At 40.3% G+C, this 23967-nt stretch carries 28 protein-coding genes and 3 pseudogenes; 11 read left to right on the forward strand and 20 right to left on the reverse strand.

Annotated elements, in window-relative coordinates:
- The 6 genes and pseudogenes from HK413_RS22265 to HK413_RS11050 form a co-directional block, all read right to left on the reverse strand.
- A pseudogene (locus HK413_RS22265) lies at window positions 1–1336 on the reverse strand (GH92 family glycosyl hydrolase); the annotation flags it as partial.
- A 191-nt stretch (window positions 1337–1527) separates the two neighbouring features.
- Window positions 1528–1887, reverse strand: a complete 360-nt coding sequence (locus tag HK413_RS22270) for a hypothetical protein (RefSeq protein WP_175270212.1) — start codon at window positions 1885–1887, stop codon at window positions 1528–1530.
- A pseudogene (locus HK413_RS11040) lies at window positions 1836–2258 on the reverse strand (GH92 family glycosyl hydrolase); the annotation flags it as partial. The pseudogene HK413_RS11040 and the gene HK413_RS22270, both read right to left, overlap by 52 nt.
- 403 nt (window positions 2259–2661) lie before the next feature.
- Window positions 2662–3438, reverse strand: a complete 777-nt coding sequence (locus tag HK413_RS11045) for an amidohydrolase (RefSeq protein WP_175270204.1) — start codon at window positions 3436–3438, stop codon at window positions 2662–2664.
- A 41-nt stretch (window positions 3439–3479) separates the two neighbouring features.
- Window positions 3480–3806 carry an aminotransferase class I/II-fold pyridoxal phosphate-dependent enzyme gene (locus HK413_RS21310; RefSeq protein ID WP_317169504.1) on the reverse strand — a complete coding sequence of 109 codons (327 nt, stop codon included), beginning with the start codon at window positions 3804–3806 and terminating at the stop codon, window positions 3480–3482.
- A 4-nt stretch (window positions 3807–3810) separates the two neighbouring features.
- On the reverse strand, window positions 3811–4632 hold the full coding sequence (locus HK413_RS11050) for an aminotransferase class I/II-fold pyridoxal phosphate-dependent enzyme (protein WP_317169502.1): 822 nt from the start codon (window positions 4630–4632) through the stop codon (window positions 3811–3813).
- A gap of 91 nt (window positions 4633–4723) precedes the next feature.
- Here HK413_RS11050 and HK413_RS20010 point away from each other — a divergent pair, with 91 nt between their 5' ends.
- From HK413_RS20010 to HK413_RS11070, 6 genes are all read left to right on the forward strand, one after another.
- Window positions 4724–5287, forward strand: coding sequence for an ABC transporter substrate binding protein (locus HK413_RS20010; protein WP_262886890.1), 564 nt, complete (start codon window positions 4724–4726; stop codon window positions 5285–5287).
- Complete coding sequence (locus tag HK413_RS20015) at window positions 5262–5690, forward strand: ABC transporter substrate-binding protein (protein ID WP_262886891.1); 429 nt, start codon at window positions 5262–5264, stop codon at window positions 5688–5690. The genes HK413_RS20010 and HK413_RS20015 overlap by 26 nt, the downstream gene beginning before the upstream one ends.
- Window positions 5690–6556, forward strand: coding sequence for an ABC transporter permease (locus HK413_RS11060; protein ID WP_175270205.1), 867 nt, complete (start codon window positions 5690–5692; stop codon window positions 6554–6556). The genes HK413_RS20015 and HK413_RS11060 overlap by 1 nt, the downstream gene beginning before the upstream one ends.
- A gap of 93 nt (window positions 6557–6649) precedes the next feature.
- Entirely contained in the window at window positions 6650–7021 is a 372-nt protein-coding gene (locus tag HK413_RS15455; RefSeq protein ID WP_217452260.1) for a hypothetical protein, read from the forward strand.
- Complete coding sequence (locus HK413_RS15460; protein ID WP_217452261.1) at window positions 7009–7365, forward strand: NIPSNAP family protein; 357 nt, start codon at window positions 7009–7011, stop codon at window positions 7363–7365. The genes HK413_RS15455 and HK413_RS15460 overlap by 13 nt, the downstream gene beginning before the upstream one ends.
- A 74-nt stretch (window positions 7366–7439) precedes the next feature.
- Window positions 7440–8054, forward strand: a complete 615-nt coding sequence (locus HK413_RS11070) for a TMEM175 family protein (protein WP_246230352.1) — start codon at window positions 7440–7442, stop codon at window positions 8052–8054.
- 214 nt (window positions 8055–8268) lie between these two features.
- Here HK413_RS11070 and HK413_RS11075 read toward each other — a convergent pair whose 3' ends face one another.
- The 14 genes from HK413_RS11075 to HK413_RS18120 all read right to left on the reverse strand — a co-directional run bounded on the left by HK413_RS11075 (window position 8269) and on the right by HK413_RS18120 (window position 19964).
- Complete coding sequence (locus HK413_RS11075) at window positions 8269–10305, reverse strand: serine hydrolase (protein WP_217452262.1); 2037 nt, start codon at window positions 10303–10305, stop codon at window positions 8269–8271.
- Between the two features lie 146 nt (window positions 10306–10451).
- A complete protein-coding gene (locus HK413_RS18100; protein ID WP_317169505.1) occupies window positions 10452–10883 on the reverse strand; it encodes a phosphatase PAP2 family protein in 432 nt (143 codons plus the stop codon).
- A 17-nt stretch (window positions 10884–10900) separates the two neighbouring features.
- Window positions 10901–11380, reverse strand: a complete 480-nt coding sequence (locus HK413_RS18105) for a hypothetical protein (protein WP_246230354.1) — start codon at window positions 11378–11380, stop codon at window positions 10901–10903.
- A gap of 59 nt (window positions 11381–11439) precedes the next feature.
- Entirely contained in the window at window positions 11440–11787 is a 348-nt protein-coding gene (locus HK413_RS18110; protein ID WP_246230356.1) for a sterol desaturase family protein, read from the reverse strand.
- Between the two features lie 229 nt (window positions 11788–12016).
- Window positions 12017–12589 (reverse strand): DUF4833 domain-containing protein, encoded by a 573-nt coding sequence (locus HK413_RS11095; protein WP_175270206.1) that lies wholly within the window; start codon window positions 12587–12589, stop codon window positions 12017–12019.
- On the reverse strand, window positions 12519–13316 hold the full coding sequence (locus tag HK413_RS11100; protein WP_175270207.1) for a CDP-alcohol phosphatidyltransferase family protein: 798 nt from the start codon (window positions 13314–13316) through the stop codon (window positions 12519–12521). Before HK413_RS11100 ends, HK413_RS11095 begins: the two co-directional genes overlap by 71 nt.
- Before the next feature lie 3 nt (window positions 13317–13319).
- Window positions 13320–15272 carry a DUF5686 family protein gene (locus tag HK413_RS11105; protein WP_246230358.1) on the reverse strand — a complete coding sequence of 651 codons (1953 nt, stop codon included), beginning with the start codon at window positions 15270–15272 and terminating at the stop codon, window positions 13320–13322.
- 190 nt (window positions 15273–15462) lie between these two features.
- Window positions 15463–15876: a carboxypeptidase-like regulatory domain-containing protein gene (locus tag HK413_RS18115; RefSeq protein ID WP_246230360.1), complete on the reverse strand. Its 414-nt coding sequence runs from the start codon at window positions 15874–15876 to the stop codon at window positions 15463–15465.
- Window positions 15877–16092: 216 nt separating this feature from the next.
- The gene (locus HK413_RS11110; RefSeq protein ID WP_175270208.1) at window positions 16093–16545 is read right to left on the reverse strand and encodes a phosphatidylglycerophosphatase A family protein; all 453 of its coding nucleotides are present in this window, start codon (window positions 16543–16545) and stop codon (window positions 16093–16095) included.
- Between the two features lie 34 nt (window positions 16546–16579).
- Window positions 16580–17422 carry an NAD-dependent epimerase/dehydratase family protein gene (locus HK413_RS11115; protein WP_317169506.1) on the reverse strand — a complete coding sequence of 281 codons (843 nt, stop codon included), beginning with the start codon at window positions 17420–17422 and terminating at the stop codon, window positions 16580–16582.
- Window positions 17386–17565, reverse strand: coding sequence for an NAD-dependent epimerase/dehydratase family protein (locus HK413_RS20020; RefSeq protein ID WP_262886892.1), 180 nt, complete (start codon window positions 17563–17565; stop codon window positions 17386–17388). Before HK413_RS20020 ends, HK413_RS11115 begins: the two co-directional genes overlap by 37 nt.
- Window positions 17562–18590, reverse strand: a complete 1029-nt coding sequence (locus HK413_RS11120) for a hypothetical protein (protein WP_246230362.1) — start codon at window positions 18588–18590, stop codon at window positions 17562–17564. The genes HK413_RS20020 and HK413_RS11120 overlap by 4 nt, the downstream gene beginning before the upstream one ends.
- Window positions 18591–18757: 167 nt before the next feature.
- Window positions 18758–19573 (reverse strand): aminotransferase class I/II-fold pyridoxal phosphate-dependent enzyme, encoded by an 816-nt coding sequence (locus HK413_RS11125; RefSeq protein WP_246230364.1) that lies wholly within the window; start codon window positions 19571–19573, stop codon window positions 18758–18760.
- 13 nt (window positions 19574–19586) lie between these two features.
- Window positions 19587–19964, reverse strand: coding sequence for a PLP-dependent aminotransferase family protein (locus HK413_RS18120; protein WP_246230366.1), 378 nt, complete (start codon window positions 19962–19964; stop codon window positions 19587–19589).
- A gap of 371 nt (window positions 19965–20335) precedes the next feature.
- Here HK413_RS18120 and HK413_RS11130 point away from each other — a divergent pair, with 371 nt between their 5' ends.
- The 5 genes and pseudogenes from HK413_RS11130 to HK413_RS11150 form a co-directional block, all read left to right on the forward strand.
- Window positions 20336–20848, forward strand: a complete 513-nt coding sequence (locus HK413_RS11130; RefSeq protein WP_217452263.1) for a TolC family protein — start codon at window positions 20336–20338, stop codon at window positions 20846–20848.
- 143 nt (window positions 20849–20991) lie between these two features.
- A pseudogene (locus HK413_RS11135) lies at window positions 20992–21611 on the forward strand (TolC family protein).
- 64 nt (window positions 21612–21675) lie between these two features.
- A complete protein-coding gene (locus HK413_RS15465) occupies window positions 21676–21885 on the forward strand; it encodes a hypothetical protein (RefSeq protein WP_217452264.1) in 210 nt (69 codons plus the stop codon).
- Window positions 21870–22853, forward strand: a complete 984-nt coding sequence (locus HK413_RS11145) for an efflux RND transporter periplasmic adaptor subunit (RefSeq protein WP_317169503.1) — start codon at window positions 21870–21872, stop codon at window positions 22851–22853. Before HK413_RS15465 ends, HK413_RS11145 begins: the two co-directional genes overlap by 16 nt.
- A 23-nt stretch (window positions 22854–22876) precedes the next feature.
- On the forward strand, window positions 22877–23967 hold a 1091-nt coding region (locus tag HK413_RS11150; protein WP_175270211.1), incomplete at its 3' end, for an efflux RND transporter permease subunit.

Here is a 23967-nt window from a genome sequence, read left to right on the forward strand (position 1 = left end):
TGTTGGCGGGGCAAATGTTTGTAACAGTACAATAATAGGGTTAGGGGTTATCAAATTATCAGTTATGCTTGATTTTGATTTCTCCAGGTCCTGCATAAACATTTTATTAGGCAGGCGGCCGCTATAAACTTCAAACTCGCCGCCATTAGCTATATCATCATAATCCAAATAAAGCTTGTTGTACGATTTCTTGTTCAGATTCATCCCCTGCAAATAAATGTTGTTGCGGGTAACCGACGTGCCTTCATTAATGATGGTGAATTTCTTACCATTTTCAAGGTTGATAACAGCTTTCCCAAACTGTGGCAAACCGATCTGGAACTGCTGCTGGCCCGGCGCGATATTATAAAATCCCAGTGAACTCATCACATACCATGCCGACATCTGCCCGCAATCATCGTTACCTGCAAGTCCGTCCGGTTTATCAGTATACTGTTCGTCTAAGATCTTGTTAACGAAGAATTGCGTTTTATCCGCGTCATCGGTGAAATTAAACAGGTAAGCCATATGGTGACTTGGTTCGTTACCGTGCGCGTATTGGCCTATAAGTCCGGTTATGTCAGACGTTTCTTTGCCGGTTAACTTCGCGCTGGTGGTGAAAAGTTCGTCCAGCGGCGGCAAACGGTGCTTTACCACCCATGCGGCTCATTAACCCGCTAACATCCTGCGGAACAAGGAAGGTATATTGCCAGGCGTTACCCTCAACATAGTTATCATTTACATCAGTAGCGTTAAAGGGCTTGAACCAATCGCCGTTAACTTGCGCCTGCATAAAGCCATTATCTTTATTATGCACGTTTTTCCAGTACTGGGCGCGTTGTATGTACAGGTTATAGTCAACCGGTTTGTTCAGCATCTTTGTAAATTGGGCAATGCACCAGTCATCATAAGCATATTCTAATGTTTTTGATACCGATTCTTTTTCATGATCAGCCAATACCAATCCATGTGTGCCATAACCAACCAAACCAAACTGGTTGCGGTTTACAGAGGCTTTCATGGCATCTAAAGCTTTTAAAGCATCAAAATCCCGTATCCCTTTTGCATAAGCATCAACAATAACCGGGATAGCGTGGTTACCTATCATACAATAAGTTTCGTTTGATGCCAGCGACCAGATAGGTAATAAATGCTGCTGATCATAAATAGCCAGAAAACTTTTTATAAAATCGAGCGTACGTTTTTTATCTATCAGCGTAAGCAGCGGGTGCTCGGCCCTGAAAGTATCCCATAAAGAAAAAACAGTATAATAATTAAAGCCTTCGGCAAAATGAATTTTTTGATCCATACCCCGGTATTGCCCATCAACATCACTATAGATGTTAGGGGATAACATACTATGATACAATGCAGTATAAAATATGGTTCTTTTATTTTACCGTAATCAACAGGTTTTGGTTTTTTTCTCCGAGTGGCGCATATTATACATTTGCAGATCTACACCTCCCTGCTCTTCCTGTGGTTCTGGCGCGCCGCCTTCAACTTCTATTTTTGCCAGCGCATTGATCCGGGTTGTTTTTGCAGCCTTTAGTACTTTTTGAAATCGAAGTCGGGCATTTCTGTATCCGGGTTTTTCAGTGCCCCCTCGGCGCTTACTGCCGATATCCCCACTTTTGAGATTACCTCGCCGGGATTATCGAACCGGATATACAGCTTGATGTTTTTTCCCTCAGCCTTTTTAACGCCTTCCTGTACAACATCGTTAACTGCTATGCCATAGCTTTTGAAAGGTTTGGAGAATTTGGCGTAGAAGTAAACGTGCTGATCATTGGCCCAGCTTCTTGATTCGCGATAGCCGCGGATCTCGTGGTCATTGATAATTTCGATCCATGAATTTAGCTTTGGTCGCGGTGCTGTAGGTCGATGATGATATTTGCTTCCGGCGATGAAGGGTAGCTATACCGGTGCATACCGGCACGGGTAGTGGCCGTCAATTCAACCCCGATATTGTATTTATCAAGCCTGGTTTTATAATAACCGGGCGATGCAGTTTCGTTTTTCTTTTTAAATGGCGAGCTGTAAGCTGTGTTTTTAAACTGAGGTGTGCCGGTGGTGGGCATGAATAAGATGTCGCAATAATCGGCAATGCCGGTACCGCTTAAATGGGTATGCGAAAAGCCATACACCACGCTATCGGTATAGTGATAGCCCGAACAGCCATCCCAACCCTCTAAACGGGTATCGGGGCTTAGCTGTACCATACCGAAGGGCATTACCGCACCGGGATACGTATGGCCGTGGCCGCCGGTACCAATAAATGGGTTAACGTAGGGTGTGTAATCTTTTTTCTTTTGTGCCGATACCGTAAGGCTAAAAAAAAGCCAGACTAACTAAAAGTAAAATACGCGGAATCTTTATCACTTATTAAGCTATAATTTGAACTATAAAACTAATAAAGTTAACTGATTTATAATAACAGGGATTGTTAAATTACGTTAAAATCGTGGACATCCTTTAAAAAGGTTAAATTTCATGATTTATTGTTTGGCTAAAGCCGCGCTATTTTTTTATCTGAATCCGTCGGCTAAAGCCGACGGCAATGAAATATGGTTTTTAAAGTCATCTTAGCCGAAAAAACTTATTAAAAGGTGATGAATTAATTAATTGCCGTCGGCTTTAGCCGACGGAATAATATCACAGAAAAAAGGCTTTAGCCAAATCTTAAATTAGGTTAAAATTATCAGCATCCTTTAGAAAAGGCAAAGTGCGCCGGGTTTTTATAACCTCGTCGCCGTTGATGGTGAAGGTGTATACATCCTCTTCATCGCGTTTATAATAAACCACATTCCCGTTAGGATCAATACAGGTCGAGTCGCCCGAATGGTAAACCTCGTTACCATCATGGCCCACACGGTTAACCCCAATTACATAGCTTTGATTTTCTACAGCCCGCGCCGGGATTAACGTGCGCCAATGTAAAGCCCTGCGTTCGGGCCAGTTAGCTACTATCAGCAACAGGTCGTAATCCTGGTCGACGTTGCGCATCCATACCGGGAAACGCAGATCATAGCATATCATAGGGCAAATTTTCCAACCTTTTAATTCTACGATCAGCTTTTTTGTTCCGGCGGTGTAGGTTTGGTGTTCTTTGCCTAAGGCAAATAAATGTCTTTTATCGTAATAATTGCATTTTCCATCGGGCAGCATCCATATTAACCGGTTATAAAATTTATCTTTTTCCTTGATGATCAGGCTGCCGGTAACTACACATTCATATTTCTGTGCTATCTTTTGCATCCATTGCATGGTTTTACCGCCCATGGGTTCGGCCAGTTCTTCGGCATTCATGGTAAAGCCCGTGTTAAACATTTCGGGTAGGATAATAAGATCTGTTTTTTCGCGGATGCTGCCTAAGCGCAGCCCTATGTTTTGTAAATTTTTATCGATCTTTTCCCAAAAAAGGTATCCTTGAAACAAAGTGATCTTTAAATTTTCCATAGCAGTTTTTGGGTTCGGCAGTTAATACGTTATTTCTTGCTTTAAAGTTTAAAATCTAACAATCTATTAACGGCATCATCTAAAGTTTCTTGCCTTTTGGCGAAACAAAACCTTAAAACACGATGATCTGTACCTAAAGTATAAAAGGCAGAAGTAGGGATACACGCCACGCCTGCCTCCCCGGTTAGCCGTAATGCAAAATCGGTGTCAGATTCCACTGTTAGGTGACTATATTTAACTGACTGAAAATAAGAACCATATGAAGGTAGTAATTCAAATTTAGTTTCACCTAATCCTTTCCTGAAATAATCTCTTTTTGCTGAAAAAAGGAGGGTAGCTTTAGGTAGATATTTTCGTCTTTCAGATATTCTGCTATGGCATACTGCATGGCCGAATTAACACTGAATACCGGGAACTGGTGCACCTTTTGAACTCATGCATCAGATAAGCAGGGGCAAGGCAATAGCCTATTTTCCAACCTGTTGCATGCAGTAGTTTGCCAAAGGATGCAACTATAAAACTGCGTTGCCGCAATTCGGGATAACGGGCCATACTGTGATGGACTTCGCCATCATATATCAAATGCTCATATACCTCGTCACTTAAAATCAATATATCCTGGTCTTTCACAATAGCGCTTAAGGCATCAATATCCTCCTGGTGTAATATGGTAGCTGTAGGATTATGCGGCGAGTTTAATATAATAAGCTTAGTGCGGTTGTTTATCAGCTTTTTAACCATGGCCCAATCAATGCGGTAGTTATTAGCAGGCTCAAGTTCCAATGACTTTACAACGCCACCCGCCAGCTTTATAGCAGGGGCATAGCAATCAAAGGCCGGTTCAAATACAATTACCTCATCATTGGGGTTTATAATAGCTGTAATTGCAGTAAATATGGCTTGTGTGCCGCCGGCGGTAACGGTTATTTCGGAATCCGGGTCGTAATCGGCATTGTATAGTTTTTTTGTTTTACAGGCAATCTCATCGCGCAATGCTTTTACCCCGGCCATGGGGGCGTATTGGTTATGGCCGTCTTTCATGGCTTTGTTTACCAGTTCAATTAATTCGGGCGAGCAATCATAATCAGGGAAACCCTGCGATAAGTTTATTGCACCAACCTCAGCAGCCAGTGCAGACATGGTGGTAAAAATAGTAGTACCTGTTTGGGGTAGTTTAGATATAATAGTAGTCATGAATGGCTAAAATAACGAAAAATATCCACCTACATTGTAGCGGTTCTATATTTAACACCGCTTTTTCAGGGCTAATATTTACCTTAGTAAAATGAAAAGATACCTGCCACTCATTTTATTAGCCTTTATTGTAGAAGCATGTAATTCTCCCAAACCTAACAAGGTACCCGTAATTGGTTTTGTTGACGCTTTTGAAGATGCCACCATTGCACAAGCCAGAGTAGGCTTTACCGATGCCTTAAAACAAAACGGCTTCAGCGAAGACAAAAAGACGATTAAAATATCATACCGTAACGCACAGGGCAATATCCCAACGTTAACACAGATCGTAAACTACTTCATATCAGAAAACGTGACTTTGCTGGCCACATGTACTACGCTATCATCGGTCACAGCAGTTCAAAATACCAAAACCATCCCAATATTTGAAATGATATCGCCAACACCCGAGCGGATGAAGGTTGTTGGCGCAGATGGCAAGGTGCCTGCCAATTTATTTGGTGCTGTAGAGGATCTGCAATATATAGACACTTCATTTTCTATAATACCGACATTGTTAAAACCAAAGGAGACAAAACTGGTAATAGGGATGATCTATAACCAAGGCCGAACCTCAATCTGCCGACGCGATGCAGCGTATAAAAGGATTAGCTGATAAACTGAATGTTACACTGATAGCCTTGCCGCTAAATTCATCTGCTGATGCACAGCTGGTTACCCGGGCGTTATTAGGTAAGCATATCGACGCGTTTTTTGCCAACCCTGACAATACCGTATTTGCATCATTTGAAACTATACTTAAGAATTGCAACCAGGCCAACGTCCCTATCTTCACCAGCGAGGCAGGATTGGTGCAACGGGGTGCCGTAGCTGCCTTTGGAGCTGATATTTACCAATGGGGATATCAGGCAGGCCTGCAAGCTGCACAATACCTTAAAACGCATAAAACCGATGGTTTAAAACCCGAAATGGTGAAGGTCAGGAAACGGGTTTATAACCCCGCAGCTGTTAAGAAGTATAATATAGCCATACCTTCAAATTTTGAAGCTGTAAAATAATGGACTTTTACCTAACCGCTTTATTACAGGGGCTTTGCTTTTCGGGGATAGCGTTAGGGATCTATATATCTATGAAGATCTTTAACATCCCTGATATAACTACCGATGGTAGCTATACCCTCGGCGGCGTGGTAACAGCTATTTTGCTAACGCGACATCTGCCCGGTTATGTGGTGCTGCCCGCTGTACTGATCGCCGGAGGCTTATCAGGTGCTATAACCGGTATTATCCATACCAAATTAAAGATCAACCCGCTGCTTGCCGGGATATTGGTTATGACGGCTTTATACTCGGTTAACTTAACGTTGATGGGGCGATCTAACTTACCGTTAATCGGTACGTCATCAGTATTTACATTCGTGCAGTTAGTTAACAATCCCAATCAAAACACATTTCTGATATTAGGTTTGATTGTAATGGCAATTACATTGCTGATAGGGTATTTGCTCAAGACCGATTTCGGCATCGCTATGCGCGCAACGGGTAATAGCGAGTCTATGGTTAGATCGTTAGGTGTTAATATCGACCGGATGAAGATCATAGGTTTAGCGCTTGCTAATGCGCTTACTGCTGTTAGCGGTTATTTGATAACCCAGTTCCAGGGCTTCACCGATATCAACATGGGCATAGGCGTTGTAATAATAGGATTGGGGTCGGTTATTATTGCCGAGGTGTTAATTGGCTGGCTAAACATAACATCGGTATGGATCAGCCTGGCATTAGTATTAGCTGGTGCTGTAATATTTCAGTTAGTATTGGCCTTTACGTTAAATATTGGGGTCGACGCGAATTTATTAAAGCTTGCAACCGCTGTTTTTGTATTGTTAATTGTAAGTTTACCACGATTATTACAAGTTAAAGATTAAAAGTCCAATAAAATGAAAGTAGTATATAAAAATTGCCCTGCGGTGCTTGTAGCACTTTTTGTGTTTGTAACTTGTTTATGTTCCGGATTGTATGTGCGTGCTGCCTCGCAGTATTACTACCAGCTAAAGATCTATCATTTCAAAACAGCGGTACAGGAAGCTCGATTAGATACATATTTCCAAAACGCGTATATCCCAGCTTTGCATAAGGCAGGTGTTAAAAATGTAGGCGTGTTTAAAGTGCTTAAACAAGATAGCCCGGATAAAAGGATCTACGTATATATACCCTACAAAACACGGGATGCATTAGAAAATACTGATCAAAAGCTATTGAAAGACCGGGAATACCTTGAAGCCGGTAAAGATTACCTTGAAGCGCCCTCAAATAACCCGAGCTATACGCGGATAGAGACCATTTTGCTGCGTGCATTCCCCGAGCACCGGAGCCTGTTATGCCCAACCTGACAGCAAAGAAAGCCGATAGGATCTATGAGCTGCGCAGCTACGAAAGTGCCACCGAAAAATACAATGCCAGCAAAGTAAAAATGTTTAACGTGGGCGATGAGATAGGTATATTTAAAGGCTACAACTTTAACGCTATATTTTATGCCGAAGTTATAGCCGGTAGCCATATGCCCAACCTGATGTACATGACTACTTTTAATGGCTTACAGGACAATAAGGATAAATGGAAATTATTTTTTGCTGACGAAAGATTTAAAGCTTTAGGCAAAATGGCCGAATACCAAAAGAATGTATCAAAAGCTGAAAGCCTTTTCCTTTACCCGGCTGATTACTCTGATTACTAATAGATTAAAATAATATACAAACAAAACGCTGCATGCATTAGTGTGCGGCGTTTTTTATTACTTTGTGATCAATTATGAGATCGGTTAATGTAAACATGAGTAAAAACAGGCTGGAGGCCTTTAGCGATGGCGTTATAGCTATTATTATTACCATAATGGTATTGGAGCTAAAAGTGCCCGAAGGACATGACCTTAAGGCGTTAACTCCGCTGTTGCCTGTATTCGCCAGTTATCTATTGAGCTTTATATATGTGGGAATCTATTGGAATAATCATCACCATATGCTGCATGCCGTAAAATCAATAAACGGATCTGTACTTTGGGCCAATATGCATTTGTTGTTCTGGTTATCAATGGTACCCTTTGTTACAAACTGGATGGGCGAGAGTCATTTTACCGAAATATGGCCCGTAGTTTTATATGGATTTGTGCTGTTAATGAATGCTTTAGCCTATTCTATCCTGATGATATTATTAGTTAAGCATGAAGGCGAAAGGTCTTTACTGGCAGATGCTGTAGGCGGCGATTGGAAAGGGAAAATATCCTTAGCCTGCTATTTTTCAGCTATAGCCTTGTCATGGATCAATACTTATATAAGTCTGGCTTTATATGTATTGGTAGCTTGTATCTGGTTTATCCCCGATACAAGAATTGAAAAAAGGCTGGCTGATGAGCAGCATACTCATTAACCAACCCTTATCTATTAATACAATTATTATGCTGCTCCTTCCAAAGCCGGTCTGTTATCGCGGGTGCCGCCATTGTTAGCGATAATGCCTGCAAGGAATTTTATGCTGATAGCATCATTCTCAAAATTGCAGATTATCAGGTCGGAGTTTGGTGTTTCGTAATATTGTAGGGTAATTACAAAGGTCTTATCATTCGTCCAAACACCGGCAGCTACTATTTTCTGGCTATGGCATTTTGAGCGGATACACCAGCCGTTGTAGTTTCACCTTTTATCCACTTATTTAATCCGCAGGTTATATTTTGCTCTGTTTGGTTGCCTTTTAATATAAAAATACACTCATCAGCATTAAATGTTAATGACGCCCGGCTTACAGCAAGTGCGTTGTCTTTAATGTTAAAGGTTTTACCTGATATCAGTGCACGGGTGCTTTGGCCAAAATCAGTCTTAGCCGGTAATAATGTTAAGGTGGCTAATTTTTGATTTAAAGCATTTTGGTTAGCGGTATCAGCAGGCAAAGTTGAGGGTTTTATGCCGGGAAGCAAATAATCCCACACGTAATTAAGGGTTTTCTGCATATCCTGCACCTCGCTGGTAATGGCTATTACCGTATTCAAATCGCGTGATACCAAACAATACTGGCCCTGCGCTCCATCACCACGAAAGAAATTATGCCTGCAACGCCAAAACTGGTAGCAATAACCCTGCTGCCAATCACTAACAGAAGTATCCTGCCCTTTAACTGGGGTGTTAGGTACTTTATAGGTGGTTGCATCATGGGCCCAGGTTGCAGGTAACAACTGTTTGCCGTTCCACTTACCGTTTTGCAGGTAAAGCACGCCAAGCTTGGCTATGTCCTCGGTTTTTATGCGCAATCCCCAGCCACCGGTATTTATACCTTGCGGACTAACCTCCCAATCAATACCACTTATTTCTAAAGGTTTAAAAAGGCGGGGAGTCAAATAATCAAACATAGTTTTACCACTAACCTTGGTTATTATGGCGGATAGCATATATGTGGCCCCGCTATTATACAAGAAGTAGGTGCCCGGTTGCCGCTGAACAGGTAGGGATAGGAACCCTTTTGTCCAAACCTGGTTATCACTGCGCATTGGGCCAGAAGTGTCTGCCTCGTGCCCGGTTGTCATGGTAAGCAGGTGCTTTATCTGCATATCATTTAAATATGGGGATGGGTTTGCCGGCACATCATTCGGGAAAAATTTGGTTACCTTATCCTCAACACTTAACAAACCTTCGCTTACCGCAAAACCTATAGCTGTTGATGTAAAGCTTTTGCTTAATGAGTTCAACACATGTTTCAGGTCAGGCTTATAAGGATCCCACCAGCCCTCGGCTACAACATATCCATTCCTTATAATCATCAAACTATGCAGCCCAAGTTTACCTGCCTCGGCTTTGGTGATAAAATCCAGTATGCTTGATGACGTGATGCCCTGTTGCTCGGGCGTGCTTTTACGGAAGGTGTGGGCTGTTGGAGCAGCGAATAACGATTCGCCAAACAAAGGCGCAAGGCTAAGCCCGGCTATGCCTATAGTGGTGTTCTTTAAAAAATCTCTGCGTTGGATGACCATGATAATAGGTTTATTAGTCGGTTTTAAATTATGCCATTGGATGGCCAAATAATAGCATTGCTGGTTAGTATTATTTATTGGACGATGCAAACTGCCCGATGCCAGGTAAATGCAATCGCCTGCATGCGCGTCTTTTAAATCCTGATTTATGGTTTCTAATACGCCGCCGTTTAACATCAATATAATTTCTTCAACACGGTGGGTATGCGGGTCGTGGCTTGCGTAGCCGGGGTTTAGCGCTGTTGCATGTATTTCAAAGCGCTCAAACATGGTGGTAGCTCTGTCAAACAATGATCTTGTTTCACCTTTCGCTGATTTATTTACTTTTAACTTATTCCAATCTTTTATAAAAGATGGACCGGCGTTATAGCCACGTTGTAAGTTTACGGGATTTATTGACTGATACCCTAAAATAAACCAACTTACTGGCTTAGTTGATGGGTTTTTAAAGCTGATCTGATCCCCGACCAAAACTAATGCTATGCTGCCGGGGCCAACTAATTGCGTAGTGTCTTTAAGGATTATATTTACCGAGCCGCTTTTTACTACTATTAATTGGTCAAGGTTATTATTGGCAGGCAGGGTATAAGTTTTACCTGCGGCAAGCGTCAGCGTATAAATATCGAGGGCTCTCAGGTCTAAAGTGGTACCGTTTAACACCGGCTTTTTCTACATCGTCACTAAGCTTTACTGTTTTAATTGAAGGACTATACACAGCCGACCGCAAAGAATTAGTTTGCGCTATTGCACATACCGACACAGCCAGTGTAAAAACAGTAAGTAAAAGCTTCATTTATAAGGTATAATTAACTTATAAATGTAGCATAATTATCTAAAAATTGAGTGAGTGCTGGTACTTTAGAAAAAAGTACATTAAATAGATTGATGCCGAATATAGCAGTACAAATCCCTACCAATACATCTAAAATATAATGGTGACTGGTATAAACAGCAGTAAGCCATATGCCAACCATTACAGTGGAGAGGATATACTTGCCCAACCCAACGCGGTTTTTAAATGCATAATAAACCACTATAACAGGGTAAGCTGAATGCAATGATGGCATGGCCGCAAATACATTTGATCCTTTTTGATAGATGGACTGGAAGACGTTAACATTAAAGTAATGATCAAACCGTATCAGTCCGCCGGTATTGCCGGGTGTATGTGGAAGAAAAACAAAACCATGCTCCCGGATATACCATGGGGGTGCAGCAGGGAAGGAGTAGTATATAATAAATCCTAAAAGGTTTACTACAAAAAAGTTATAGCGAAAGAAAGGAACTCGCGCCTGTTCTTAAAAAACAAATAAGCCGCAAAACCAAGGGGTACCGGAATCCAACAAATATAAAACAGGCCGGCAATGATATCTAATATGGTTGTAGCGTTTATTTTCCAGTATTCGTTTGGAGTTAATAAGTGGCCCCGGTAATTTATTCCAAAAAGATGTTTTTCAAAATTGTAAAGATCAGCAATATGTACGGTGCTTACGTTATAGTTGGGGAATGCCTTCATGTAATCGAATAAAATCCAATACACGATAAAAACACTAAAACCCAGAATAAATTTACGGCTGATAGCAGAAAGGTAAAAACAAGCATTAAAAATAACCAGCAATACTACCTGGTCTGATTTAAAGCCAACTACCCACGATGATAGTAAAATATAGGCAACAGATAAAAGTGTAACGGTTATTATTGATCTGGCATTTACAACCGGGCCATGATTAACCACTCCAGTCATTCTATTTTTTAATAAAGTCTGAACGGAAAATTTTATCCCAAAGGGGAGAGCTAACGCCAAAGCCTCTTTCGGGCGCCACGGTAGTGGTGCAGCATATGGTGTTGTTTTATCTTTTTCCAGATATTGCCTTTAAAGTTAAAATGATGTATAGCATAGTGCGATATATCATAAAACAAATAACCCAATATAAAACCCGGGAAGAAACCAAAGATATAGTTAGCAGGCAATATAGCGTCAAACAAAAAGTAAAATGCAGTAGCTAAGGGGATACTAACTGATGGTGGCAACACCAGGCGTTTTGCATCGCTGGGATAATCATGATGTACACCGTGGAAAATAAAGTGCAATCGTAAGCCTATTTTGTTTTTTGGCACGTAGTGAAATACAAAGCGATGCATAACGTATTCTGTAAACGTCCATACAAAAAGACCTATCAGGAAAAACTCAATATAAGTTACTATACCAATGTTTTTAACAAAAAAGCTATATAAGTACTGGCGAGTATAACCGGTACAAAAATAAATACCGGTACCCGGTAATGAACTTTTGATAAAGCTTCCAAAAGGTCGCTTTTAAACATTCTTGTTGATTCCTGTGAATTTGATATGAAATTTTTGCCATAGTAAATCAGGGTTTAAAACGTTCTACAATTTCTCTGCCTGTGTTTTGATCTGTTCCTCTTAGCTCTACATATACCACGTTTGGTAACCAGAAAGAGCCTCCTTCTATTTTTACAAATAAGCGGTTAAGCATCATTTGCTTTTGCGCAACAGTTGCGAAGATATGATATTTTCCGTCGTTTGCCTTCATCAAAAGCAGTGGAAATTTTTTGTAAGATACAAATCTGACATCAAATTGATCGTTAGCCAGTTTCTTAGTTATTACGCCATAAGCAAATTTACGTTGTATATAACTCAATTCTTCTTTTTGCCCTTTCTCTGCGTATCTTATCCAATATACGTGTAACGGATTTTCTGAATCTATCTTACCATTAGGCGCGTTTAATTCATAAATAATGGTATTGCTGTTAGCGGTGCGCTGCATATAAAACAATCGACTCACGCTTTCGGGCGGTACCGGGAATTTATCTTCCCCATCATTGGTAGCTGTAGCAGGTTTAATTGCAGGTTTATCGACGTTTTTGCTTACGGGTAAATAAGAGCAAAAAGCAGTAAATAAAAATATAATAGATAATTTCATCAATTGGTGACGTTATTTTTTTCTTGAGACTCAAGGCTTTTTTCGCGTCTCTTAATCGGTTAAACGCGGTAATATTTGTTAATACAGCCAATAGGGTAATAGGTATAGTAAAGATAGACATGGTTTCAAAAACATGATACTTTATGCCGGGAACGTATAATTTATAATTGCCACCAATGTACTGTGAGCTTACTCCGCATATTATGGCAAATAAGCCAATGGTAACCACACGCTCGGGCCGTTGCATTAAGCCACCTTTACATTCAATACCTAAACCTTCTGCACGGGCCCTTACATAGCTTACCATCATAGAACCAATCAATGCTATAAAAGCAAATATAGAGCTTAAAAAATAGTGCTGCGCAACCAGGTAATAGCAGATACCAAAAAACATGATCAGTTCGCTATACCGGTCTAAAACTGAATCATATAAGGCACCAAATGTCGATTTCATATTACCTAAACGTGCAACCTGTCCGTCAAGCATATCAAATAAGCCGGCAAATAAAATAAGCCCGCCTGCCCAACCTATATAGCTCAGATCGCCCCGGTTACCTTCTTCACCACCTATAATAAATATTGCAGCAACACCGATGTTCAATACAAACCCAATAGAGGTAACCGCGTTAGGAGTGAGACCCAATTTTATTAAAACTTTAACAAAAGGATCTATGACCTTATAGATGCCTAATTGCAGATTAGTACGTATGGATGTTTGTTGTTCCATTTATTAAAAATCAAATTTTGCTCTTACACGTATACCAAATGGCGATACATTTGGATGATCCAGATAGTTAAATCTCTTAACAGCATCAACCCGTATAAATTTAAATATATTTTCGACACCAACACTACCTTCAATATAAGGCGTGTTGCCTAATGAATAGGTGATAGGTTGTCCGGTTGCTGTTACGGGGAACTGGTATAATGATGGATGAAGCGTCGGGTTGTTATTGTCACTTAATTGGCCATATATGGCTTTAAACGATGCAACTTCGCGTAACTTAAGCGCCTTTAACAACGGGATCTTATTGAAAAAGAAACCCATAAAATGCTGATCAAGATTTAATGATACGTACTGATCGCTCACAAACTCTAAAAAGTTCATTAAGTTATATGAGTATAAGTCGTAATTAAAGCTCTGGTTAGCACGGAAAATCGTTAGCAACGGATAGGGTACTTGTCCAAATATTTTACCACCTTCAATAAAACCATCAACATAACCTAACTGCGATAAATACTGGCGCTTATCAATACGTGCATGCAGGTTTTTGTAATTATAAGCACCGCCAAATACGTTTTTAAATCCACGGGTATAATCCGGGCTCATTATCGGGTCTGGTCCCGGAATCGGCCTGCGGTAAATTTTGCCCTGGAAAAACTTCTCATTAGGCGCGTAACGTAATGTTAATGTGGCCTCTGAGGTAGTAAGGTCGTTTATATTACCGGTGTTATTGATAAAGTATAATGAGCCTGCCGGAGTTTGTGTCCATTTTTTTAATAGTAGCTGGTACGAGAAATGACTCTCATATTCATGCATATACTCAAATTTATAAAAATCATTATATAAGTACTTATCATTAACACCGCGCTTAAATGATAACAAAAAGTTATCCTGTTGCACAAACTGTAAAGCCGCGCCCGGTATTTTGGTATCGCGCTGAAAGCTTGCCCTTAGATAATTTTGGGGGAATTTATAAATAGACTTATCATTAAGCGAATAAGTAGCGCTTAAAAACCCTTTCCATTTTTTATCCTTGAAACCATAGGCCCCGTATGTTTCAAAGTAATAGCGCTTGCTTAACTCAGGCGTGGTACGGCCACCAAAACGTAGTTTTAAACCCTCAACCGGGTTAAAACTGTAAAATGTATTTGATGGGCCTATCTCGAAAGTATTGAATGATTTATAGCCGGCAAATAACAGCGTAGCAATATCCACAGTGCGCTGAAAAGACTTCATATGTGATAGACTATCAATGTTTTTATAAACTTTTGATTCGGCCGTGGTTAAAGTATCCAATCGGTTTTGTGCCCAAAACTGCTCGCTTCTATTCTTTACTTCTTCAGATAATTCCGTCTCATCCGGTGCTGCAATATAAGCGGTATCGGGGCGTGGTTTATTTACTTCGTAGTTTTTGTAGGTTAGTGTGCGTATACCAAAGAAACCACCCGATTTTTTTTTATTTACACCAAAATCTGCCAATGTGTTACTTCTGCTCAGATGGTAACGACCATCCGGATTTTTCTCAAAATCAAGGTTAACAGTCATCGACTTAACAAAATTCAGGTTGATGTTTTTATTAATACCTAACTGCGCCTTTTGTACGGCATAATTACTATCAAGCGTTATATAGATCTTACCCTGAAATAGCAAGTCTTGAGTATTACGCGGGGTGAAACTTAGCTCAACCAGCTTTTTATTATCTTCGGTAGTTATGGTGTCAGATATAAAATACTTGTAAAAAGTAGGGGCACCGTTAGCAATAGGGCTTAAAAAGTTGTTGGTAATAAGGTTGATGCTGTTATCATAGATATCAACCTTATTATACATGTACTTAAAAAACTGGCCGATACCTTCATTGTCTATAGCACCGCCAAAATCAACATTGCGCTTGCCTAATACTACTGTTCTTTCTTTTTCAGGATTTTTGCGGTAATAATATTGCGAGATTTTTTCATCCAAAAACACCGGCAACAATGATGTGCCCGGTACAGTGGTGCTGTCGCGGTTATCTAAAACGAACTTGTATTTTTGAAGAATTTTTTCTCTGCGATTTTAGGATTAAGATTGGCGATAGAGAATTGCATCTTATCGTACTCTTTATACTCTACATAATTATAATGTTCGGGGCGGTTTTGTTCCCTGTGCGCAATTACTGGCGTATTAACTCAACCGCAGGGTTACCTTTGTTACGATAACGCGGTTTTTTGCCTGATTTTATCTCTACCTCATTAAGTTCCTGCTGCGACGGAACCATCCTTATATTTACAACCTGTGCTTTACCGGGTACAATATTTATAATAACATCTTTATAACCTATAAAGGTTGCTTTGATCTGTGTTACTTGCTTAGCTGTTGTCAAAGCATAGCGGCCATCGTTATCCGTTGGCCCGGCAATGGTGGTACCGGCAAAGCCTACAGTAACAAAAGGCATTGGTTCATTAGTTTTCGTTCCGCCATCGGTAACAATACCGGTAACACGTGTAGACTGTGCGAATAATGCTGAAGTGAAAAATAATAAGAAAGCTATAAATGAAAACTTTCGATATAAACTTTTAAAATCCATGTATTTACAAATACAAACTCGGTTTGCAGGCTTTGTTTATAACTTACGCTTATACTGAAGAATAAGTTTTAAAGCAATTACACTATTGTCAGGTGCCTAATCAAGCTTGATAATTAGGGTGCAAAGGTAATTAAATACAATAGACTTCTGTGGTCAGAAAGTCAAATAAAGGTGGGTAGTTAACAAAATTTTAACAGGTTTTACTAAACGCTGACATTAGAAAAATTTCAACCAGACTATTACCTGTAACACAACATTGGCATATACGCCTGCCAGCACATCATCGGCCATAACTCCCCAACCGCCCGGCCATGCTTCAAGCCTGCGAATAAGTAAAGGTTTTAAAATATCAAAAAATCTGAAGAGGATAAAACCGATCAAAATATAAGGAATAGTAACAGGTATAAACAATACACTGATAAACATGCCGGCCAGCTCATCGATAACTACCCGGCCATGATCTTTACCCCAAAACGGTTCAACCATGTTGCCGCTCCATACACCCAAAGCTGTTACTAAAACAATAAGCAGGATAGCGTAGGGGATAGCCGGATCATTTTTAAATAGCAGGTACCAGCATATGCAACCAAAAAAGGCCGCTATTGTCCCAACACCCTTACCTAAGTAACCAATGCCAAATACAGTAGCGGTTAGTTTATGAAACAGCATTTTATGATTAATGATAGAATATAAATTTAAGGTATTATAGCCATTTATTATCCCTGTACCATTTTAGGGTTTCGGTTAAACCGGCCGCCAATGGGTATTGAGGATAAAAGCCAAGCTCATGCTTTGCCAGTTCAATACTGCACGACCAATTAGCAGCCGTTAACTCGTCAAGTTTTTCGAGATTTAAAATAGGGGCCGTGTTTCTCATAGAACTTACTTTTTCTGATACCGCGGCTATTAATTTTACAAAGACTAACAAAAGATGAATTCTGAGCGTTCTAACGTTCAAAATAGTCTTAGTTAGCTGTCCCAATTCATACTTATCGTAAAAATTGCCATCGCTTAAATTGTAAGTGCCATTTCCGGCTGCGTATACCGATCTTACACTGACCTTAGCTAAATCGGTTACATAAATAAAGCTTAACTTTTGCTGGCCACGGCCAATGTAGGCTTCAAGGTGTTTACTTACCTGTTTAAAAAAGATAAAAATCCCCGTATCGCGCGGGCCATAAACAGCAGTTGGTCGTAAAACAATGTAGTTTAAATTCTTTATTGCTCTTAGTTTTTGCTCCGCTAATAGCTTACTTTTTCCGTAGGCGGTAATGGGTTTGGGGGAAGTGTCTTCAGTTATTATACCGTTAAGGCCTGTTAAGGGGCCTATTGCAGCAAGGCTGCTTATCAGCACGAACTTCTTTAAATTAATGCCTGATTGAACGGCGGCATTGGCCAGGTTTTCAGTAAAATCAGCGTTTATCAGATCATACTCAGCGGCTGATATAGCACGTGTTACGCCTGCCGCATGTATAATATAATCGTATTGCTTATCCTGTAACTCAGCTTTTAAAGAATCAATGTCGCTGTAATCCGGTACACATATTGTATGGGCAGCTCCTTAAGATGTTCTATCCTGCTGTTTTGCCTTACCGCCGCGTATACTTCGAGATTATTGTGCAACGCTTCAGCGATAAGGTGATAACCCACAAAACCACTGGCACCGGTTATTAAAACCTTCTCTTTCATATTTGCTTTTGATACATCCGGTACTTTTTATAAGGATCTCCTTTTATAGCGATGATGGCCTCATTAATCAGGGTATTGTTCTCCAGTGTCCATCCGGCCTCAGCCCATTTTAGCCCCCTTGCAGTATAATTTTTAATGATGGTGCCATATAAAACAGCTTCAATACCCATTTTACGGTAGCCATCAACTACCCCTAAAGCATATATCCGTAAACTCTGGATCTTCTTTTTGCCAAACAATAGCTTAAATATCCCGGTAGGCAATAGGCGGCCCCTTTTGATGGTCTTAAAAATTTCATTATAATTAAGCAACGCCAATCCAAATGCTACAATTTTGCCATCCTGTTCGGCAACCGGGGCAAACTCGGGGTCAAGTATCAACTTTAGGTCTTTGGCCGGGTAATCAAACTCTTCGTCGGTTAATGGCACAAAACCTGTATTCTGATCCCATGCTGAATTATATACCTCACGCAGCTTAGCTGTTTCTTCCTTAAAATTTTTCAGGTCGACTTTACGGATGACGATATTATTGCGTTTTAAACGTTCCTGTAAAGCATTAAGCAGCCTTACCGATTTATCATCATAATTATTACCGTCCCAATGCCAGGCAATCAGGTCCACATCTTTAACAAAACCAAAACCTTCAATTAATTGTGCATAATAAGGCGCATTATAGGTTTGCATTAATACCGGCGGGCTGTCAAAGCCTTCAATTAACAAGCCACATGGCTCATTGGTAGAAAAATTTACCGGCCCTAAAAATTTGCCGGTTACGCCTTTATCCTTCAACCAATCTGTCGCGGTTTTAAAAAGGAGGTTAGCTGTATCCTGATCGTTTATACAATCAAAAAAACCGAAGAATCCGTCGTTTGCTTTATTGTACTCGTTGTGGGCGTTGTTTAATATGGCTGCTATTCGACCAACTATTTTATTCCCGTCATATGCTAAAAAACACTGTAGCTTATTATGTTTATGAAAAGGGTGTTTGGTTAACAGATCGCGTTGTGCTATAAATAATTCAGGCACATAGTTTGGATCTTCTGGTACAGGTCATGCGGGAAATCAATAAATGCTGTAAGTTCCTGTTTAGAATTTACCGGTATTATTTTTTTCATGTAGCTGGCAGAATTTTATTGGTAGTAAACAAAAAATGCGGCCATCTTTTAAATAGCCGCATTTTATATAGTGTTTAATTATATTTTTTCTTTAACATGTAGCTCAACGCCTACATCTTTAAAGGCTTTGGTTATCTTCTCAACTGCCTCTTCAATTTGTGCAAATGTATGCGTTGCCATTAATGAGAAACGCAGTAAAGATGAATCTGAAGGTACAGCCGGTGATACAACCGGGTTAACAAATACACCAGATGATTGCAGGTGCTTGGTTACCGGGAAGGTTTTATCATTATCCCTTACATAGATAGGCAGGATAGGGCTTTCTGTTGGGCCAAGGTCAAAGCCTTCTTCCAGCAAAAGTTTCATGGCATAGTTGGTATTATCCCAAAGTTTTTGGATACGCTCCGGCTCTGATTCAATAATATCTAATGCTGCAATAACGCTGGCTACAGAGCCTGGCGTCATACTTGCGCTAAACATTAATGAACGTGCGCGGTGCTTCATATAATCAATAGTATCATGATCTGCAGCTATAAAACCACCTAATGATGCCAATGATTTACTGAATGTTCCCATTATAAGGTCAACATCATCAGTTAAATTAAAGTGCGATGCAGTACCTGCACCATTGTGGCCAATAACACCCAAACTATGGGCATCGTCAACCATAATGTTAACACCGTATTTATCAGCCAGCTCAACAATTTCAGGTAATTTAACAATATCACCTTCCATGCTGAAGATACCGTCAACAGCGATAACTTTTACAGCTTCTTCAGGTAGCATGCTCAGCTTGCGTTCCAGATCAACCATATCGTTATGGGCGTATTTAATAACTTTTGAAAACGAAAGGCGGCTACCATCAATTAATGACGCGTGATCATATTCGTCCAAAATTAAATAATCATTACGGCCCGATACGCAAGATAAAACGCCAGGTTAACACGGAAACCTGTACTAAATAATACAGCATCTTCTTTACCAACGTATGTAGCCAGTCTTTTTCTAATTCAACATGTATGTCAAGTGTACCATTTAAAAATCTTGATCCCGCGCAACCTGTCCCGTATTTATCAATTGCCTTTTTTGAAGCTTCTTTGATCTTCGGGTGATTGGTAAGGCCAAGATATGAGTTAGATCCAAACATTAATACACGCTTGCCATCTATTATTACTTCTGTATCCTGTCCAGACTCAATAGGCCTAAAGTAAGGATACAGTCCTTTCTCCCTGATCATTGCTGCATCTTTAAATTGCGCAATTTTCTCATGTAGTTTTTTAACCATGTATTAACCCTGCTTAAATTTTTTGTAAAAATACCATGAATAAGTTTATAACCTATATTTAGTATGTAATTTTTTTAAACATTCCACTTTTCTCAAACTGCAATGCATTTCCCACTCGGCAAATTAATTAAATTTTTTGTTTAATTAACGCCTTTATTTTTCATTTTTTCAAAAAACTGCTAAAAACATCGTTAATGATAGGTTTTCTGTAGTATTTACGTAAAAATCTTGAGGCATATTTCTGTTTGAATTTTCAATATCTCATATTCGCACTTCCTAATAATTTAGACGGAAAAAAACAGGTTCCCCCTCACCTGAATTTTTTATTTACAGATCCCCCGATCATTCTATTATATGAAAAAATACACCCATTGTTGATAATTAATTTTATCCTGATTTTAAATACCACTTCAATTTTTGCTCAAAACGGTACTGATAGTATACCTAACGTTGTGACCTTAAAAGAAAGTATAGGGTATGCTTTACGTAACCAACCGGCTGTAAGGCAGGCAGCCATAGATCAGCAGATAAATGAGCGCGATATCCGCATAGGTTTGTCCGGTTGGTTGCCACAAGTTAATTCTTCGGCCGCTTACAACCATTATTTTAAAGGCAGCCCTGTTGCTTCCACTACTCCGGGTGTAGTATCAAGTATTGATGAGTTTTCAAGCACGGGGCTGCAGGCCAGCCGGGTCATATACAATAATGATGTATTGCTTGCGTCAAGGGCTTCTAAATATTCAAGGTTATATTATGAACAAAATACGCAAAGTAGCCAGATCAATGTAGTATCAGATGTAAGTAAGGCTTTTTTGATGTGCTGTTATCGCAAAAACAACTTAATATTATTAACGAGAATATTACCCGCCTGCAACGTAGTTTAAAAGATGCCTATAACAGGTACCAAGCAGGGGTTGTTGATAAAATAGATTATAAACAAGCCACCATAGCCCTAAACAATGAGTTGGCCGTACGTAAGCAAACTACCGAAACAATTAACAGCAAGCTTGCCTACCTAAAACAAATAATGGGTGTAAACCCGGCATTAAATATAAGCCTGGCTTATGATTCAACCACCTACGAAAAAGAAACTTATATAGATACAAATCAAACGTTAAATGTAAATAACAGGATAGAGTACCGGTTATTGCAAACACAAAAAAATATCAGATCACTGAATGTAGACTATTACCGCTGGGGATTTTTGCCCTCGCTATCTGCTATAGGTAGTTATAATTTGGCTTATTTTAACACCCGTTTTTCTGATCTTTATAAAAATGCTTTCCCAACGGGCTATGCAGGTTTATCATTATCACTGCCTATTTTTCAGGGTACAAGGCGATTGCAAAATCTAAGCAAGGCCAGTTACAAATCCAGCGTACAGATTTGGATATCGTTAACACGCAAAACACTATTAGTACACAGTATATACAGGCATTAGCAAGTTATAAAAGCAATTACAACAACTACCAAACACTTAAACAAAATGTTGAATTGGCAAGGGATGTATATAATGTAGTAAGCCTGCAATACCGCGAAGGGGTAAAAACTTACCTTGATGTTATTGTATCGCAGTCTGATTTGCGGACATCTGAATTAAATTATTATAATTCGTTGTTCCGGTACTGTCAAGCAAAATTGATTTAAAAAGAGCATTAGGTATACTTAATGTTGAATAACTATTACTGAACAACAAACACCATCCATACAAATGAAAAAAAAGCACTTATTTTGGTTAGCCCCGGTCGCTATGTTAGCCATTGCATCCTGTAAAAACAACACGGCAGTACAGGCTATACCACCAACTCCTGTAAACACAGCCGAGGCGCAAACCGGAGATGCCGTTTATTACGACCAATATCAGGGAACTGTTGTATCATTGAATAACGTTGAACTGCGCAGCCGGTGTCGGGCTTTATAACCGGCATATTTTTTAAGGAGGGCGAAATCGTAAAGAAGGGCCGGGCGCTTTATGAAATTGATAAGCGTAAATACCGGGCAGCATTATTACAGGCCCAAGCCAATTTAGCCAGTGCCAACGCTAATCTGTCAAAAGCGAAAAAGGATTTAGACAGGTATAATATGCTACTAAAAAATGATGCTGTTGCCCGCCAGACGGTCGACCGGGCTACCGCTGCCTACGAAACAAGCAAAGGGCAGGTTGATGTAGCAAAGGCAGCTATATCATCAGCTAAAACAGATCTGTCTTACGCAACCATTACAGCACCTGTTACCGGGCGGATAGGTATATCACAAGTTAGGTTAGGGTCACAGGTAGGCGCAGGCACTACCTTGTTAAATACGGTATCAAGCGAAAACCCTATAGGGGTTGATATTGTGATCAATGAGCAAGATATCAATCGCTTTTATGATCTGCAGAAAAGCAGCACTGACTCAACATTCAGGCTCCAGCTTTCCGACGGTGTTACCATATATAATAAGCCGGGTAAAGTTTTAGCGATAGACAGGGGTGTAAATAACCAGACAGGCTCGATTAAAGTAAGAGTACAATTCCCTAATGACCGGGGTATACTAAAGGATGGTATGAGCGCCGTGTTAAAAGTGCTGAACAATAAATCAGGCAACAGGGTAATTATACCATACCGTGCAGTAACCGAGCAAATGGGCGAGTTTTTTGTGTTTGTTGTAAAAGATACTACCATGAAAGATAAGACCGATCCTAATAAAACTAAACGGGATACCATTGCGCTGCAACGTAAGGTAACTATAGGTCCGCGTTTAATCGATAAAATAGTAATAATGAATGGTATAACAGCCGGAGATAAGATCATTACAGATGGTTTTCAGCGGTTGCGCGATAGCGGCAGGGTTGCTTTAGGTATGCCGGCTACACCGCCCGCCAATGGCGCTAAACCAACAAAGAACTGATAAGGGTATTTAAACAAATTTAGATGATCGCAGAGACTTTTATAAAAAGACCGGTAACGGCAATTGTTATTTCGATAGTGATTGTGATAGTCGGTATTTTGGCTATCAGCACCTTGCCGGTAGGGCAATATCCCGAGATAACGCCGCCCACGGTAACTATAACCGGTAATTATACCGGCGCGGATGCACTAACGGTTGAGCAAACCGTGGCAACACCAATTGAAACCCAGGTTAACGGTACACCGGGTATGACCTACCTGCAAAGTAACAGCAGCAACAACGGCGCGTTAAGTATGACCGCCAATTTTGAAGTAGGTACTGATATTAATATAGCAGCATTGGACGTGCAGAACCGTGTGGGTATTGCCACCCCAACATTGCCGCAGGAAGTACAGCGCTTAGGCTTAACCGTACGTAAACGTAACCCGAGCATATTAATGCTGGTGGCTATATTTTCGCCAAGCGGCATGCATAATGTTACGTTTTTAGATAACTATTCTAACGTGTTCATAAAAGACGCGTTATTACGTGCTAAGGGCGTAGGCGATGTAGTATCGCGTGCGGATGATTTTAGTATGCGGATCTGGCTTAAGCCGGATAAATTGGCCGCATTAGGTATGACCCCGGCGGATGTAACCCGGGCGTTAAACGAGCAAAATGCACAGGTGGCCGCAGGTACAATAGGTGCCACACCACAAGAGCATGGACAAACCTTTGAATATTCTGTACTGGTAAAAGGTCGTTTAGCAAAACCCGAAGAGTTTGGAAATGTAGTGGTACGTACGCAACCTGGCACAGGCGCAGTAGTGCATTTAAAAGATGTGGCGCGTATAGAATTGGGCAAATTTAACTATGCCGGTAATTCGTTTGTTGATGGTAAAAGGGCTTCGTATCTGTTGGTTTACCGGGCGCCAAACAGCAACGCTATTGAAACTGCCGAGAATGTGTATGCTACCATGGCACAGTTGAAAAAATCATTTCCAACCGGGGTTGATTATGTGGTGCCGTTTGAATCTATTACCGTAGTAAAGGTTTCTGTACATGAGGTTATTGAAACATTGGTTATAGCGTTGGTATTGGTTATTTTGGTGGTATTCTTATTCCTGCAAAGCTG

Source organism: Mucilaginibacter humi, from assembly GCF_013087555.1.